Genomic DNA, 12,672 nt, shown 5'->3' on the forward strand with positions numbered 1-12,672 from the left:
CATGGGACGCAGAATCCAGGGTCAGCGTCGTGGCCGCGGTGGGCCGACGTTCCGTGCCCCCAGCCACCGGTACAAGGCTGACCTCCAGCACAAGCAGACGGAAGATTCGGACGTCGTCAGCGGCACCGTCGTCGACATCGAGCACGACCCCGCCCGGTCCGCACCGGTCGTGGCGGTCGAGTTCGATGACGGCGACCGACGCCTCGTGCTCGCGCCCGAGGGCGTCGCCGTCGGCGACGAACTGCAGGTCGGTGTCTCCGCCGAAATCGCACCCGGCAACACGCTCCCGCTCGCCGAGATCCCTGAGGGGGTCCCGGTGTGCAACATCGAGCGCCAGCCCGGTGACGGCGGCAAGTTCGCCCGCGCGTCGGGCACCAGCGCCGACCTCATCACCCACGACCGCAAAGCGACGGTCGTCCAGCTGCCCAGCGGCGAGATGAAGCGCCTCGACCCGCAGTGCCGCGCCACCGTCGGCGTGGTCGCTGGCGGTGGGCGCACGGAGAAGCCGTTCGTGAAGGCAGGCAAGAAGTACCACAAGATGAAAGCGCGCGGCACCAAGTGGCCGAACGTTCGTGGCGTGGCGATGAACGCCGTCGACCACCCGTTCGGTGGCGGTGGCCGCCAGCACCCCGGCCGACCGAAGTCCGTCTCGCGGGACGCTCCGCCGGGACGCAAGGTCGGTGACATCGCCTCCCGGAAGACCGGTCGAGGCGGAGGTGGCAAAGAATGAGTTCCGAGTACCGAACCGGCCGTGAGGGTGAGGAGTTCACCTACCGCGGTCACACGGTCGACGAGTTGCAGGAGATGAGCATCGAGGACGTCGCAGAACTGCTCCCCGCTCGCCAGCGGCGAAGCATCGAGCGCGGTCTCTCCGTGGAGAAGGAGAAGCTCCTCGAGAAGGCCAGCGAAAAGACCGAGGAGGAGACGGCCAACAACCCGATCCGGACGCACCTGCGCGACGTGCCGGTGCTCCCGGAGTTCGTCGGCCTGACGTTCGCCGTCTACACCGGCCAGGAGTTCAAGCGCGTCAAGGTAGAGCCCGAGATGATCGGGCACTATCTCGGCGAGTTCCAGCTCACCCGCACGTCCGTCGAGCACGGACAGGCCGGCATCGGCGCGACACGCTCCTCGAAGTTCGTGCCACTGAAGTGAGGTGAACGGAATGGGAATCAACTACAGCGTCGACGCGGACCCGGACACGACGGCCAAGGCCATGCTCCGGGAGCGTCACATGAGCCACAAGCACAGCAAGGCCGTCGCTCGCGCCATCAAGGGCGAGACCGTCGGCGACGCCCGGGAGTATCTCGAGGCGGTCGTCGAGGGCGAGCGTTCGGTCCCGTTCAAACAGCACAACAGCGGCGTCGGCCACCGCAGCGACATCGACGGCTGGGACGCGGGTCGCTACCCCGAGAAGGTCTCCAAGGCCTTCATCGAGCTGCTCGGTAACGTCGTGAACAACGCGGACCAGCAGGGCTTCGACGGAGAGACGATGGAGATCGTCCACGTCGCCGCCCACAAGGTCGGCGAGTCACCCGGCCGCAAGCCCCGAGCGATGGGGCGCGCCTCGGCGTGGAACACGCCGCAGGTCGACGTCGAACTCATCGTAGAGGAGGTCGATAACTAATGGCAGACGAACACCAGTTCATCGAAGACGGACTGCAGAAGTCCCAGATCGACGAGTTCTTCGCCGACGAGCTCGGCCGTGCGGGCTACGGCGGCATGGAGGTCGCGAAGACCCCGATGGGCACGCAGATCGTGCTCAAGGCCGAGAAGCCCGGCATGGTCATCGGCAAGGGCGGCGAGAACATCCGGAAGGTAACGACGGCGCTCGAAGAGCGCTTCGACCTGGACGACCCGCAGATAGACGTACAGGAGGTCGACGAACCCGACCTCAACGCACGCATCGTCGCGGATCGCCTCGCGAACGCTCTCGAACGCGGCTGGTACTTCCGCAAGGCTGGTCACACCACGCTCGAGCGCATCATGGACTCCGGTGCCCTCGGCGCCGAGATCGTCCTCTCGGGCAAGGTCACGGGCGCCCGCTCGCGCGTCGAGAAGTTCAACGACGGCTACATCAAGCACAACGGCGAGCCCGCCGAGACCATCGTCGACGAGGGTCAGGGCGTCGCCGTGATGAAGCTCGGCACCATCGGCGTGACGGTGAAGATCATTCCGCCGGAGGCCGAGCTGCCGGACGACTTCGAGATCTACGACGACGCGGACGTCGAGGAGCTCACACCGGAGGCCGTCGAGGCCAACGAGTCCGTCGAGGAGCTGCTCGAGGAGCCCGAGGAGGGCGAGCTCGAGCAGCTCCAGGAGGAGGCCGCCGAGGCCGACTCCGAGGACGAGGACAGCGAGGTCGAGGCGGAAGTCGTCGAGGAGGTCGTCGAGGAGACGGCCGAGGAGTTCGACGACGAAGAGGTCGAGGTTCCCAGCGACGACGACGTCGCCGAGGAGCTCGACGAGCTCGACGAGGCTGTCGAGGAAGAGGCCGCCGCGATGGTCGAGGAGATGGACGCCGCGGACGACGAGGAGGAGGAGTAATCCATGGCGATTCTTCGAACCAGCGAGATTCGAGACCTCACCGCGCGCGAGCGCGAGGAGGAGCTCGACGAACTCGAGACGGAACTGCTGAACGCGAAGGCCGTGCAGGCCGCCGGTGGGGCCCCGGAGAACCCGGGACGCATCGGTGAGCTGCGCAAGACCATCGCGCGCATCAAGACGATCCAGCAGGAAGAAGGCGACTCCGAGGACGACGAATAATGGCGCTGACACCCGAGACACTGCCCCGGCACGAACTCAACGGCCACTGGGTGACCGTGGTCGACGCGGCGAACCCCGACCTCGTCGGGATAGCCGGGCGTGTCGTCGTCGAGACGACGAACACGCTCCACGTCGACCCGGCAGCCGGTCGCGCCGGTTCGGCCGAGGGAGACACTCGGGTGCGCCAGGTGCCCAAACGCGGCACGACGTTCGAGTTTCGGCTCACAGATGAAACCGCCGACCCCGCGAAGGGATCGGGGACCGCTTCCGAACCGGACCACCCTACCGGCGAGGACGCGGCCCACGTTACGGTGGATGGAGCCAGACTGCTCTCACGACCCGCACTGCGCACCGAAACAACAGGTGATTCGAAATGGCGATAGGACTTGACGTAACAGAACCTCCGGAACCCGAAGACCCGGAGACATACGACTACGAGAAGTGTCCGTTCTACGGCGACCTCTCCGTTCGAGGGCAGACCCTCGAAGGCGAGGTCGTCTCGACGGACATGGCAAAGACCGTGGTCGTCGAGCGGGAGTACGACGTTCACGTACCGAAATACGATCGGTACATGAAGCGTCGCTCGCGCGTCCCGGCACACGTGCCGGGCGTGCTGGAGCCCGAAGTCGGCGATACGGTCCGAATAGCAGAGTGCCGACCACTGTCGAAGACGAAATCGCACGTGGTCGTCGAGATAACCGATTCCGACGGAGGTGACGCCTGATGGAGGCACTGAAGGCCGACGTCACGCAGGGCCTCGAGAAGGGGTCGCTGATTCACTGTTCCGACAACAGTGGTGCCCGACAGCTGAAGATCATCTCGGTCTCCGGCTACCACGGCACCAAGAACCGGCACCCCAAGGCTGGCATCGGCGACAAGGTGACCGTCTCGGTGACCAAGGGGACGCCCGAAGAGCGTCGCCAGGTCAAGGAGGCAGTCATCATCCGCCAGCGCAAGCCGATCCGCCGTCCCGACGGCACGCGCGTGAAGTTCGAAGACAACGCGGCCGTCCTCATCAACGAGAACGAGGAACCGCAGGGCTCGGAGATCAAGGGCCCCATCGCGCGTGAGGTCGCAGAGCGCTTCGGAAGCGTCGCATCCACGGCTACGATGATAGTATGACACGACAACCACGCAAACAGCGCAACCAGAGCGAGCACGCGCCCCTGCACCAGAAGGGCAAGCAGCTCAACGCGACGCTGGCCGAGGACCTCCGCGAGGAGTACGGAAAGCGTCGTGCCCGCATCAACGCGGGCGACACGGTCGAGGTCATGCGCGGCGACTTCGCGGGCGACGAGGGCGAGGTCCTCGACGTCGACGTGAAGGCCGGCACGATCTCCGTGGAGGAGGTCACGCTCGAGACCGCCGACGGCGAGGAAGTGCCGCGGCGTCTGGAGCCGTCGAACGTCCGCATCACGGAGCTGGACCTCGAGGACGAGGTGCGGGAGGCGCGGCTGGAAGGTGATGACGAATGACCAAGCACCAGAAGCGACTCTCCGTTCCGAACTCCTGGCCGGTCGAGCGAAAGACGAACACGTTCACGGTGAAGGCCGACTCCGGCCCGCACGGCGAGGCCGGCGTCCCGCTGGTCATCCTCCTGCGGGACGTGCTCGGCTACGTCGACTCGAAGAAGGAGGCCCGCTACGCCCTCAACCAGGGCACCATCCTGGTCAACGGCGACGCGGTCGCCGACGAACAGCGCCCCATCGGCATGTTCGACATCGTCGCGTTCACCGAGCGTGACGAGTACTACCGCGTCTTCCCCGACGAGGGCGGTCGGCTCTCGCTGACCCCCATCGACGAGGCCGACGCGGACTCGAAGCTGGGCAAGATCGTCGGCAAGCGCCAGGTCACTGGCGGCGACACGCAGCTCACGCTGCACGACGGCCAGACGCTCCAGCTCGAGGACGCCGCCGACTACGGCGGGAACGACTCGCTCGTCGTCTCCAACGAGGGGACCGAGGTCGTCGCGCACTTCCCGTACGAGGAGGGCGCGCTCGTCACGGCCGTCGCCGGCAGCCACGCTGGCGAGGTCGGCGAGATCGAGGACATCGACGTCACGCCCGGCTCGGGCTCGAACACGGTCACCGTCACGCAGGACGACGGCCAGTTCGAGACCATCGAGGAGTACGTCGTCGTCATCGACGAGAACTTCGTCGGAGGTGAGGACTGATGTCGGAAGCCGAGTTCCACGAGATGCGCGAGCCCACCATCGAGAAGGTCGTCGTCCACATGGGCGTCGGCGAGGGTGGCCGCGAACTCGCGAACGCGGAGGACATCATCGAGGCGGTCACGGGTCAGGAGTCCGTCCGGACCCAGGCCAAGTCGACGATGCCGGACTTCGGCATCCGTCAGGGCGACCCCATCGGCACGAAGGTCACACTTCGCGGTGAGGACGCCCACGAGTTCCTCGAGATCGCACTCGCGCTCGCGGACGTTTCCGCGACGCAGTTCGACGAGACCGGAAACTTCAGCTTCGGCATCGAGGAGCACACGGACTTCCCGTCCCAGGAGTACGACCCGAACGTCGGGATCTTCGGGCTGGACGTCACGGTCAACCTCGTCCGGCCGGGCTACCGCGTCGCCAAGCGCGACAAGCGGTCCCAGCAGATCCCGTCGAACCACCGCCTCGACGCGGAGGACGCGATCACCTTCGTCGAGGCCAACTTCGACGTCGAGGTGACACGATGAGCGAAAGCGAAGAACTAGACACCGGCGAGCACGCCGCAAAGCGGACGGGTCAGATGGAGGAGTGCCAGCGCTGTGGCCGCAAGCAGGGCCTCGTTGGCAAGTACGACATCTGGCTCTGTCGGCAGTGCTTCCGAGAGATTGCCCGCGACATGGGCTTCAAGAAGTATCGATAACAATGACAGGCAACGACCCATTCAGCAACGCGCTCTCCGGCATCGACAACGCCGAGAGCGTCGGGCATCTCACCCACACGGTATCGCCCGCCTCGAACGAGATCGGGAGCGTGCTCGAGGTCTTCTACGACCGCGGGTACATCGACGGCTTCGAGTTCGTCGACGACGGCAAGTCCGGTCACTTCGAGGTCGAACTGAAAGGTGCGATAAACGAATGCGGCCCCGTCAAACCGCGCTACTCCGTCGCGTCCGACGAGTTCGAGACGTGGGAGAAGCGGTTCCTGCCGGCACGCGACTACGGTGCGCTCATCGTGACGACCAGCCAGGGCGTCATGAGCCACTACGAGGCGCGCGAGCAGGGAGTCGGTGGCCAGGTTATCGCATACGTGTACTAAGACAATGCGAGTAGAACTGGACATTCCGGACGACGTAACAGCCGAGATGGACCACCTCGACCTCACGGTCGACGGTCCGAACGGGTCGGTCACACGCCGACTCTGGTTCCCCGACATCAGCGTGAGCGTCGAGGGCGACCAGGTCATCGTGGAGTCCGACGCATCCGACGCGAAGACGAACGCAACCGTCGGCACCTTCGAGAGTCACATCACCAACATGATCCACGGTGTGACCGACGGATGGGAGTACGAGATGGAAGTCTTCTACTCTCACTTCCCGATGAAGGTGCAGGTCGACGGCGGCGAAGTCGTCATCGAGAACTTCCTCGGCGAGAAGGCACCGCGACGAACGAACATCCACGGCGACACCGACGTGCAGGTCGACGGCGAGGAGCTGACCCTCTCCGGCCCTGACAAGGAAGCCGTCGGACAGACCGCCGCCGACATCGAGCAGTTGACCCGCGTCAGCGGGAAGGACACTCGCGTGTTCCAGGACGGCGTCTACATCACGAAAAAGCCCGCGAAGGGAGGTGCCTAACGCATGGCAGACGACCCACAGGAACTCGAAGACATCAGCGGTGTCGGCGAGTCCAAGGCCGAGGCGCTCCGCGCCGCCGGCTACGAGACCGTCGAGGACGTGAAGGCCGCGTCGCAGTCCGAGCTCTCGGACGTCGAGGGCATCGGGAACGCGCTCGCCGCCCGTATCAAGGCCGACGTCGGTGACCTCGAAGTCAGCGAGGACACCGAGGCCGAGATCGAGGGCGACGAGGACGAGGACGAGCCCGAGGAGGACGTGGAGACCGAACTCCAGCCTCGGGGCCTCGCAGACAAGACGCCCGAGCTCTCCGAGGAGCACCAGCGGCTGCTCGACCAGCGTCGGACGGTCGGCAAGCCCGCGTTCAGACGGCAGGACTATCACAAGAAAAAGCGCACGCCCGAGGCGTGGCGGCGCCCCACCGGGGGCCTCTCGAAGCAGCGACGCGGTATCAAGGGCAAGGGCCCGAAGGTCGAGGCCGGCTTCCGGACCCCGACGGCGGTGCGCGGCAAGCACCCCTCGGGCTTCGAGGAGGTCTACGTGCACAACGTGGACGACCTCGAGGGCGTCGACGGCGACACGGAAGCGGTCCGCATCGCCTCCAAGGTCGGCGCTCGCAAGCGCGAGCGCATCGAGGAGCGTGCGGAGGAGAACGGGATTCGCGTGCTGAACCCGACCTACGTCGAAGTCGAGGTGGATTCGGATGACTGATCTGTCCGCCCAGCGGCGACTGGCCGCCGACGTCCTCGACGTCGGGAAGAACCGCGTCTGGTTCGACCCGGACGCACAGTCCGACATCTCGGAGGCGATCACCCGAGAGGACATCCGCGAGCTGGTCGACGGTGGGACGATTCGAGCCGAAGAGAAGCGCGGCAACTCCAAGGGTCGCTCCCGCGAGCGGAAGGCCAAGCGCGCCTACGGGCACCAGAAGGGGCCCGGCAAGCGCCGCGGCAAGAAGGGCGGGCGCTCCGACCCGAAGAAGGAGTGGCAGAACCGCATCAGAGCGCAGCGAAAGAAGCTCCACGAACTCCGTGCCGAGGGCGAGATCGATCGCACCCAGTACCGCGAGCTCTACAACAAGGCCCGCGGTGGCGAGTTCCGGAGCGTCCAGTACCTGCTGAACTACATCGACAACAACTACGGTGACCAATAATGGCGACAGGACCACGATACAAGGTTCCGATGCGTCGTCGCCGCGAGGTCCGGACGGACTACCATCAGAGGTTGCGCCTGCTGAAATCCGGCAAGCCACGGCTCGTCGCTCGAAAGAGCAACAAGCACGCCACGGCGCAGCTGATAGTCCCCGGTACCCAGGGCGACGAGACACTCGCGAGTGCGACCTCCGAGGACCTGGCCGACTTCGGCTGGGAGGCACCCACGGGCAACCTGCCCGCGGCGTACCTGACCGGACTCCTCGCAGGCAAGCGCGCACTCGATGCAGGCGTCGAGGAAGCGGTACTCGACATCGGCCTCAACACGGCGACACCCGGTTCGAAGGTGTTCGCGGTGCAGGAGGGCGCGATCGACGCCGGTCTCGACATCCCGCACAACGACGACGTACTGGCCGAGTGGCCACGGAACCGCGGCGAGCACATCGCCGAGTACGCTGAGCAACTCGACGAGCCGCTCTACAGCGGTGACTTCGACGCAACAGACCTTCCCGAGCACTTCGACGAAGTGCGCGAGACCCTGATGGAGCGATAACATGAGCGGCAACAACTACAACGACGGCTGGGAACCCGTCACACGGCTCGGTAAGAAGGTACAGGAGGGCGAGATCGACACGATGGAAGCCGCCCTCAACTCCGGTCTCCCGCTGAAGGAGCCGGAGGTAACTGACCAGCTCCTGCCGGGGCTGGAGGACGAGGTGCTGGACATCAACATGGTCCAGCGGATGACCGACTCCGGTCGGCGGGTGAAGTTCCGCTGTGTCGTCGCCATCGGCAACCGCGACGGCTACGTCGGCTACGCCGAGGGGCGTGACGACCAGGTCGGGGCCGCCATCCAGAAGGCGATCGGCATCGCCAAGCTGAACATCATCGACGTGCCCCGCGGCTCGGGCTCCTGGGAGGACCGGAGCACGAAGCCGCACTCGCTGACCCACCGGACGACCGGGAAGGCGGGCTCCGTCGAGGTCGAACTCATCCCCGCCCCGCTCGGGCTGGGGCTCGCGGCATCCGACACCGTCCGCAAGGTGCTGGAGCTCGCGGGTGTCGAGGACGCCTGGACCAAGAGCTACGGCAACACGCGCACGACGGTCAACTTCGCGAAGGCGACGTTCAACGCACTGGAGAACGCCTCGCAGTCCCGCCGTGCGCGGCTCCAGTCGCCCGAGGAGGTGGCCGAGTGATGCAGGCAGTCGTCCAGCTCCGCGGCGAGGTCGACCGCTCCGGCGCCGTCGACGACACGCTCTCGATGCTCAACATCGAGCGCGTGAACCACGCGACGCTGGTGCCGGAGACCGACAGCTACCGCGGCATGCTCACGAAGGTCAACGACTACGTCGCGATGGGCGAGCCCAGCCAGGACGTGCTGGCGACCGTGCTCGCAAAGCGTGGCGAGGTCGAGGCTACCGGCGAGGCACTCACCGACGAGTGGGTCGCCGAGGAGACAGACTACGGCAGCATCGACGAGCTCGCCGAGGCGCTGCTGGCCGAGGAGACGACCCTCGCGGACGAGGGTCTCTCGCCGGTCCTGCGTCTGCACCCCCCGCGGAAGGGCCACGACGGCATCAAGCACCCGACCAAGGAGGGTGGCGAGCTCGGCAAGCACACGACCGAGGAGATCGACAAGCTCCTCGAGGCAATGCGATAACAATGACGAGCAAGAAACGACGCCAGCGCGGGTCGCGCACGCACGGTGGCGGCACCCACAAGAACCGTCGTGGGGCCGGCAACCGTGGCGGCCGTGGCCGTGCTGGCCGCGACAAGCACGAGTTCCACAACTACGAACCGCTCGGCAAGCACGGGTTCAAGCGCCCGCAGGACATCCAGGACGACGTCGTCGAGATCAACGTCCAGAAGCTCGACGAGGACGCGGTCCTCTACGCGGCCGAGGACCTCGCCGAGCAGGACGGTGACACGTACGTCATCGACGCCCGCGACGTGGTCGACGGTGGCCACGACGCCGACGTCGTGAAGGTGCTGGGCGGCGGGCAGGTCCGCAACGAGCTGGCCGTCACCGCCGACGCCTTCAGTGCGAGCGCCCGCGGCCTCATCGAGGAGGCCGGTGGCGAGGCCGTCCTCTCGGAGCGCGCGGAGCGCGCCGAAGAGGACGACGCCGACGAAGACGCGGCCGAGGAGTAATCCGTCGACGCCGTCTGACGTCTTTCTGCGGTTCTCTCGACATCTGGGGCGAGCAGCCGGCAGGCCGTCCGGTGGGACGGCCGCGGGTCGCTGCTCACCCGGAACGACACGGCACCGGCACCCCCCGGAAGTCGTGCTTCGTCACGAACAGCATCCTCCGCAGCTCCTCGTTCTGTCCGTCGATTTCGCCGCGTACGCGCTCGCGCGTCCGGCGCGGGCAAAGCGAAGTACATACAAGCATCCGTCCGGTTTGTCCCCGTATATGGGTTGGAAAGAAGCCGCCGAACCGGTCCTTACCAGGATGCCCTCGGTCCAGCGACCGGACGGTCACGTCCCGTTCAAGCGGAAGCTGGGCTGGACCGGCGGCATACTGGTACTGTACTTCTTCCTCACGACGATTACTGTCTACGGAACAGCTGAGGTCGGAGCAGCCGGCGGAGGCGACGCGTTCGGGCAGTTCCGGTCGATCCTGGCCGGTGCCAATCGTTCGATACTGCACCTCGGCATCGGGCCGATCGTCACCGCGAGCATTGTCCTGCAGCTGCTCGGCGGCGCGAACCTCCTCGGGCTCGACACGGACGACCCCCGTGACCAGATCCTCTACCAGGGCCTCCAGAAGGTGCTGGTGCTGGTGATGACCGCGATGACCGCCATCCCGATGGTGTTCCTCTCCGCTGGCATCCTCCCGATCGCACCGGGTGCACAGGAGACCATGGCTGGCTTCGTCGGCGTCGGTAACGCCTCGATGGCTACCCGATGGCTCATCTTCGCCCAGATCTTCACCGGCGGCGTCCTCATCCTGTTCATGGACGAGATCGTGAGCAAGTGGGGCGTCGGCTCCGGTATCGGGCTGTTCATCATCGCGGGCGTGAGCCAGCGGCTGGTCACCGGGTTCATCGCGGTGTTCCGCGACTGGTTCAGCATCGTGACCGGCAGCACGAGCGTCAACGTCTTCACGCAATCTGGCCTCGCCGACCTGCTGCTCAACCAGGGTCACATCGTCGCGCTGGTGACGACGCTCCTCATCTTCGCCATCGTCGTCTACGCGGAGAGCGTGCGCGTCGAGATCCCCCTGAGTCACGCACGGGTCAAGGGCGCACGTGGTCGCTTCCCGGTGAAGCTCATCTACGCGAGCGTCCTGCCGATGATCCTCGTCCGCGCGCTGCAGGCGAACATCCAGTTCCTCGGCCGCGGTCTCAGCAGCCTCGGGAGCGCGCCCGCCTGGCTCGTCGAGTACAACGGCAGCGGTCAGGCCATCGGCGGCCTGTTCTACTACCTCGCACCCATCCAGCGTCCCGGCGACTGGATGTGGTGGGGGACGGGCACCGCGAGCTCCGTCGCCACCAGTGATGGCGTCTTCCACGTCATCGCCCGCGTCGGGGTGGACCTCACGTTCATGATCGCCGGTGGTGCCATCTTCGCCATCTTCTGGGTGGAGACGACCGACATGGGGCCGAAGTCGACCGCGAAACAGATCCAGAACTCCGGGATGCAGATCCCCGGCTTCCGCCAGAACGTCGGCGTCATCGAGAAGGTCATGGAGCGGTACATCCCGCAGGTGACCGTCATCGGCGGCGCGCTCGTCGGGCTGCTCGCCGTCATGGCGAACATGCTCGGCACCGTCGGGAGCGTCACCGGGACGGGCCTGCTGCTCACGGTCTCCATCACGTACAAGCTGTACGAGGAGATCGCCGAGGAGCAGCTCATGGAGATGCACCCGATGATGCGCCAGATGTTCGGGAACTAACCACTCCGGTACTTCGTTTCGATTCTCGTCTCGTGTCGACCGACACCGCCGAGCAGCTGCTCAGTCGTCGAACGACCGCGCGAGCTGGAACAGCGGTTCGATGTCGGCTCTCGTGTAGTCCGTGAGCAGGCGCTGGAGCTCCGCGAACTCGGGGGTGCCGGTGCGTCCCTCGACGACCTGGGCGACGTACGCCTCGCCCAGTACCTTCCCGATGTGGACGTTCGTCACCGTCGGGCCGTCGATGGCCGGGTGCGTCCCGACCGGACCGATGTCGTACTCGGCGTAGTGGGTCGGCTCGACGTGGATTCCCTCCCAGCGACAGACCTCCTCGAGCGCGACCGTGGTGCGCCACGATTCGAGCCGTTCGGCGTAGGTCTCCACCGCGAGGGGATTCAGGTCGACGTGGTGGTCGAACAGGGCGTCGAGACGGCTGGGTGCCTCCGGCCACGTCCCGTGCTCGACGGCCCGTTCCGCCCAGCCGCCGAGGTGGATCGCGTCGAACCGGTTGCCGTTGTGCGTGAGTATCCCGTCGGCCTCGCGTCCCCGACACCAGTCGTCGACCCGTCTGAGGAGGTCGGTCGTGGCCTCGACGCTCCAGCCGCCATCGCGAAAGAGGACGGCCGTCTCGACGGGTGCGCCGGGTGCAGGCTGGTGGCCGAGCCCGACCGCGACGAGCTCGAAGTAGTCCGTGTCCCGGAAGTCCGAGCCCTCCGGCGACCGGTTGGGGCTCGCCGTCTCGATGTCGATCGCGAGGAGACCGTCGGGGATGGTGGGCATCGCTGTGCACTTTCTCCGTCCTCCGATATGAACGTGTGGTCAGGGACGAGCGCGGGTGGCAGTGCCCGGTGGGTTGCGGTAGGAAGATGCTCCGTCAAGGATTCGAACCACGGTCGTTCCACGCCGTTTCGCTCCCTGATTCGAATCCCCCCTCCGAATCTCGACAGCAAACACGACTCGCTGTCGCTCGCCGGTCTGCCGTAGGAAAATGCTCCGTCAGGGATTCGAACCCTGGTCCTTGCCGTGAGAGGGCAAGATGATTGGCCGGACTACACCAACGGAGCGG

21 protein-coding genes, 1 tRNA gene and 1 pseudogene are annotated in these 12,672 nt (G+C 66.2%); 21 read left to right on the top strand and 2 right to left on the bottom strand.

Features of this window, described 5'->3' with window-relative positions; all coding sequences use genetic code 11:
* Position 1: 1 nt before the first annotated feature.
* The 21 genes and pseudogenes from NOW55_RS00815 to secY all read left to right on the top strand — a co-directional run bounded on the left by NOW55_RS00815 (position 2) and on the right by secY (position 11,609).
* On the top strand, positions 2-730 hold the full coding sequence (locus tag NOW55_RS00815; protein ID WP_256398151.1) for a 50S ribosomal protein L2: 729 nt from the start codon (positions 2-4) through the stop codon (positions 728-730).
* Entirely contained in the window at positions 727-1,152 is a 426-nt protein-coding gene (locus NOW55_RS00820; protein WP_256398152.1) for a 30S ribosomal protein S19, read from the top strand. The genes NOW55_RS00815 and NOW55_RS00820 overlap by 4 nt, the downstream gene beginning before the upstream one ends.
* A 10-nt stretch (positions 1,153-1,162) precedes the next feature.
* Positions 1,163-1,624, top strand: coding sequence for a 50S ribosomal protein L22 (locus tag NOW55_RS00825; RefSeq protein WP_256398153.1), 462 nt, complete (start codon positions 1,163-1,165; stop codon positions 1,622-1,624).
* A complete protein-coding gene (locus tag NOW55_RS00830) occupies positions 1,624-2,544 on the top strand; it encodes a 30S ribosomal protein S3 (protein ID WP_256398154.1) in 921 nt (306 codons plus the stop codon). Before NOW55_RS00825 ends, NOW55_RS00830 begins: the two co-directional genes overlap by 1 nt.
* Positions 2,545-2,547: 3 nt before the next feature.
* On the top strand, positions 2,548-2,763 hold the full coding sequence (gene rpmC, locus NOW55_RS00835) for a 50S ribosomal protein L29 (RefSeq protein WP_256398155.1): 216 nt from the start codon (positions 2,548-2,550) through the stop codon (positions 2,761-2,763).
* Complete coding sequence (locus NOW55_RS00840) at positions 2,763-3,146, top strand: ribonuclease P protein component 1 (RefSeq protein ID WP_303648627.1); 384 nt, start codon at positions 2,763-2,765, stop codon at positions 3,144-3,146. The genes rpmC and NOW55_RS00840 overlap by 1 nt, the downstream gene beginning before the upstream one ends.
* A pseudogene (locus NOW55_RS00845) lies at positions 3,137-3,463 on the top strand (30S ribosomal protein S17); the annotation flags it as partial. The gene NOW55_RS00840 and the pseudogene NOW55_RS00845, both read left to right, overlap by 10 nt.
* Before the next feature lie 23 nt (positions 3,464-3,486).
* Positions 3,487-3,885: a 50S ribosomal protein L14 gene (locus NOW55_RS00850; protein ID WP_256398157.1), complete on the top strand. Its 399-nt coding sequence runs from the start codon at positions 3,487-3,489 to the stop codon at positions 3,883-3,885.
* On the top strand, positions 3,882-4,238 hold the full coding sequence (rplX, locus tag NOW55_RS00855) for a 50S ribosomal protein L24 (RefSeq protein ID WP_256398158.1): 357 nt from the start codon (positions 3,882-3,884) through the stop codon (positions 4,236-4,238). Before NOW55_RS00850 ends, rplX begins: the two co-directional genes overlap by 4 nt.
* Positions 4,235-4,936: a 30S ribosomal protein S4e gene (locus NOW55_RS00860; protein ID WP_256398159.1), complete on the top strand. Its 702-nt coding sequence runs from the start codon at positions 4,235-4,237 to the stop codon at positions 4,934-4,936. The genes rplX and NOW55_RS00860 overlap by 4 nt, the downstream gene beginning before the upstream one ends.
* Complete coding sequence (locus NOW55_RS00865; protein WP_256398160.1) at positions 4,936-5,454, top strand: 50S ribosomal protein L5; 519 nt, start codon at positions 4,936-4,938, stop codon at positions 5,452-5,454. Before NOW55_RS00860 ends, NOW55_RS00865 begins: the two co-directional genes overlap by 1 nt.
* The gene (locus NOW55_RS00870; RefSeq protein WP_256297180.1) at positions 5,451-5,627 is read left to right on the top strand and encodes a 30S ribosomal protein S14; all 177 of its coding nucleotides are present in this window, start codon (positions 5,451-5,453) and stop codon (positions 5,625-5,627) included. The genes NOW55_RS00865 and NOW55_RS00870 overlap by 4 nt, the downstream gene beginning before the upstream one ends.
* A gap of 2 nt (positions 5,628-5,629) precedes the next feature.
* Positions 5,630-6,022: a 30S ribosomal protein S8 gene (locus tag NOW55_RS00875; protein ID WP_256398161.1), complete on the top strand. Its 393-nt coding sequence runs from the start codon at positions 5,630-5,632 to the stop codon at positions 6,020-6,022.
* Between the two features lie 4 nt (positions 6,023-6,026).
* Positions 6,027-6,560, top strand: coding sequence for a 50S ribosomal protein L6 (locus tag NOW55_RS00880; protein ID WP_256398162.1), 534 nt, complete (start codon positions 6,027-6,029; stop codon positions 6,558-6,560).
* A 3-nt stretch (positions 6,561-6,563) separates the two neighbouring features.
* Complete coding sequence (locus tag NOW55_RS00885) at positions 6,564-7,268, top strand: 50S ribosomal protein L32e (RefSeq protein ID WP_256398163.1); 705 nt, start codon at positions 6,564-6,566, stop codon at positions 7,266-7,268.
* Positions 7,261-7,710, top strand: a complete 450-nt coding sequence (locus NOW55_RS00890; protein ID WP_256398164.1) for a 50S ribosomal protein L19e — start codon at positions 7,261-7,263, stop codon at positions 7,708-7,710. The genes NOW55_RS00885 and NOW55_RS00890 overlap by 8 nt, the downstream gene beginning before the upstream one ends.
* Positions 7,710-8,261 carry a 50S ribosomal protein L18 gene (locus NOW55_RS00895; protein ID WP_089735857.1) on the top strand — a complete coding sequence of 184 codons (552 nt, stop codon included), beginning with the start codon at positions 7,710-7,712 and terminating at the stop codon, positions 8,259-8,261. The genes NOW55_RS00890 and NOW55_RS00895 overlap by 1 nt, the downstream gene beginning before the upstream one ends.
* 1 nt (position 8,262) lies before the next feature.
* A complete protein-coding gene (locus NOW55_RS00900) occupies positions 8,263-8,907 on the top strand; it encodes a 30S ribosomal protein S5 (RefSeq protein WP_256398165.1) in 645 nt (214 codons plus the stop codon).
* A complete protein-coding gene (locus NOW55_RS00905) occupies positions 8,907-9,371 on the top strand; it encodes a 50S ribosomal protein L30 (protein WP_256398166.1) in 465 nt (154 codons plus the stop codon). Before NOW55_RS00900 ends, NOW55_RS00905 begins: the two co-directional genes overlap by 1 nt.
* Positions 9,372-9,373: 2 nt before the next feature.
* Positions 9,374-9,862 (top strand): uL15m family ribosomal protein, encoded by a 489-nt coding sequence (locus NOW55_RS00910; protein WP_256398167.1) that lies wholly within the window; start codon positions 9,374-9,376, stop codon positions 9,860-9,862.
* A gap of 262 nt (positions 9,863-10,124) precedes the next feature.
* A complete protein-coding gene (gene secY / locus NOW55_RS00915) occupies positions 10,125-11,609 on the top strand; it encodes a preprotein translocase subunit SecY (protein WP_256398168.1) in 1,485 nt (494 codons plus the stop codon).
* A gap of 60 nt (positions 11,610-11,669) precedes the next feature.
* Here secY and NOW55_RS00920 read toward each other — a convergent pair whose 3' ends face one another.
* Together NOW55_RS00920 and NOW55_RS00925 are read right to left on the bottom strand one after the other, a co-directional pair.
* The gene (locus NOW55_RS00920) at positions 11,670-12,386 is read right to left on the bottom strand and encodes a hypothetical protein (protein ID WP_256398169.1); all 717 of its coding nucleotides are present in this window, start codon (positions 12,384-12,386) and stop codon (positions 11,670-11,672) included.
* 209 nt (positions 12,387-12,595) lie between these two features.
* Positions 12,596-12,670, bottom strand: a tRNA-Glu gene (locus NOW55_RS00925).
* Positions 12,671-12,672 lie beyond the last annotated feature (2 nt).

Source organism: Haloarchaeobius litoreus (assembly GCF_024495425.1).
Lineage (GTDB): Archaea > Halobacteriota > Halobacteria > Halobacteriales > Natrialbaceae > Haloarchaeobius > Haloarchaeobius litoreus.

Coding starts and splice junctions, on each gene's coding strand:
- NOW55_RS00865 (WP_256398160.1), top strand. CDS start 4,936: ATGTCGGAAGCCGAGTTCCACGAGATGCGCGAGCCCACCATCGAGAAG.
- NOW55_RS00825 (WP_256398153.1), top strand. CDS start 1,163: ATGGGAATCAACTACAGCGTCGACGCGGACCCGGACACGACGGCCAAG.
- NOW55_RS00830 (WP_256398154.1), top strand. CDS start 1,624: ATGGCAGACGAACACCAGTTCATCGAAGACGGACTGCAGAAGTCCCAG.
- NOW55_RS00840 (WP_303648627.1), top strand. CDS start 2,763: ATGGCGCTGACACCCGAGACACTGCCCCGGCACGAACTCAACGGCCAC.
- secY (WP_256398168.1), top strand. CDS start 10,125: ATGGGTTGGAAAGAAGCCGCCGAACCGGTCCTTACCAGGATGCCCTCG.
- NOW55_RS00815 (WP_256398151.1), top strand. CDS start 2: ATGGGACGCAGAATCCAGGGTCAGCGTCGTGGCCGCGGTGGGCCGACG.
- rpmC (WP_256398155.1), top strand. CDS start 2,548: ATGGCGATTCTTCGAACCAGCGAGATTCGAGACCTCACCGCGCGCGAG.
- NOW55_RS00820 (WP_256398152.1), top strand. CDS start 727: ATGAGTTCCGAGTACCGAACCGGCCGTGAGGGTGAGGAGTTCACCTAC.
- NOW55_RS00885 (WP_256398163.1), top strand. CDS start 6,564: ATGGCAGACGACCCACAGGAACTCGAAGACATCAGCGGTGTCGGCGAG.
- NOW55_RS00890 (WP_256398164.1), top strand. CDS start 7,261: ATGACTGATCTGTCCGCCCAGCGGCGACTGGCCGCCGACGTCCTCGAC.
- NOW55_RS00895 (WP_089735857.1), top strand. CDS start 7,710: ATGGCGACAGGACCACGATACAAGGTTCCGATGCGTCGTCGCCGCGAG.
- NOW55_RS00860 (WP_256398159.1), top strand. CDS start 4,235: ATGACCAAGCACCAGAAGCGACTCTCCGTTCCGAACTCCTGGCCGGTC.
- NOW55_RS00850 (WP_256398157.1), top strand. CDS start 3,487: ATGGAGGCACTGAAGGCCGACGTCACGCAGGGCCTCGAGAAGGGGTCG.
- NOW55_RS00870 (WP_256297180.1), top strand. CDS start 5,451: ATGAGCGAAAGCGAAGAACTAGACACCGGCGAGCACGCCGCAAAGCGG.
- NOW55_RS00905 (WP_256398166.1), top strand. CDS start 8,907: ATGCAGGCAGTCGTCCAGCTCCGCGGCGAGGTCGACCGCTCCGGCGCC.
- rplX (WP_256398158.1), top strand. CDS start 3,882: ATGACACGACAACCACGCAAACAGCGCAACCAGAGCGAGCACGCGCCC.
- NOW55_RS00910 (WP_256398167.1), top strand. CDS start 9,374: ATGACGAGCAAGAAACGACGCCAGCGCGGGTCGCGCACGCACGGTGGC.
- NOW55_RS00880 (WP_256398162.1), top strand. CDS start 6,027: ATGCGAGTAGAACTGGACATTCCGGACGACGTAACAGCCGAGATGGAC.
- NOW55_RS00875 (WP_256398161.1), top strand. CDS start 5,630: ATGACAGGCAACGACCCATTCAGCAACGCGCTCTCCGGCATCGACAAC.
- NOW55_RS00900 (WP_256398165.1), top strand. CDS start 8,263: ATGAGCGGCAACAACTACAACGACGGCTGGGAACCCGTCACACGGCTC.
- NOW55_RS00920 (WP_256398169.1), bottom strand. CDS start 12,386: ATGCCCACCATCCCCGACGGTCTCCTCGCGATCGACATCGAGACGGCG.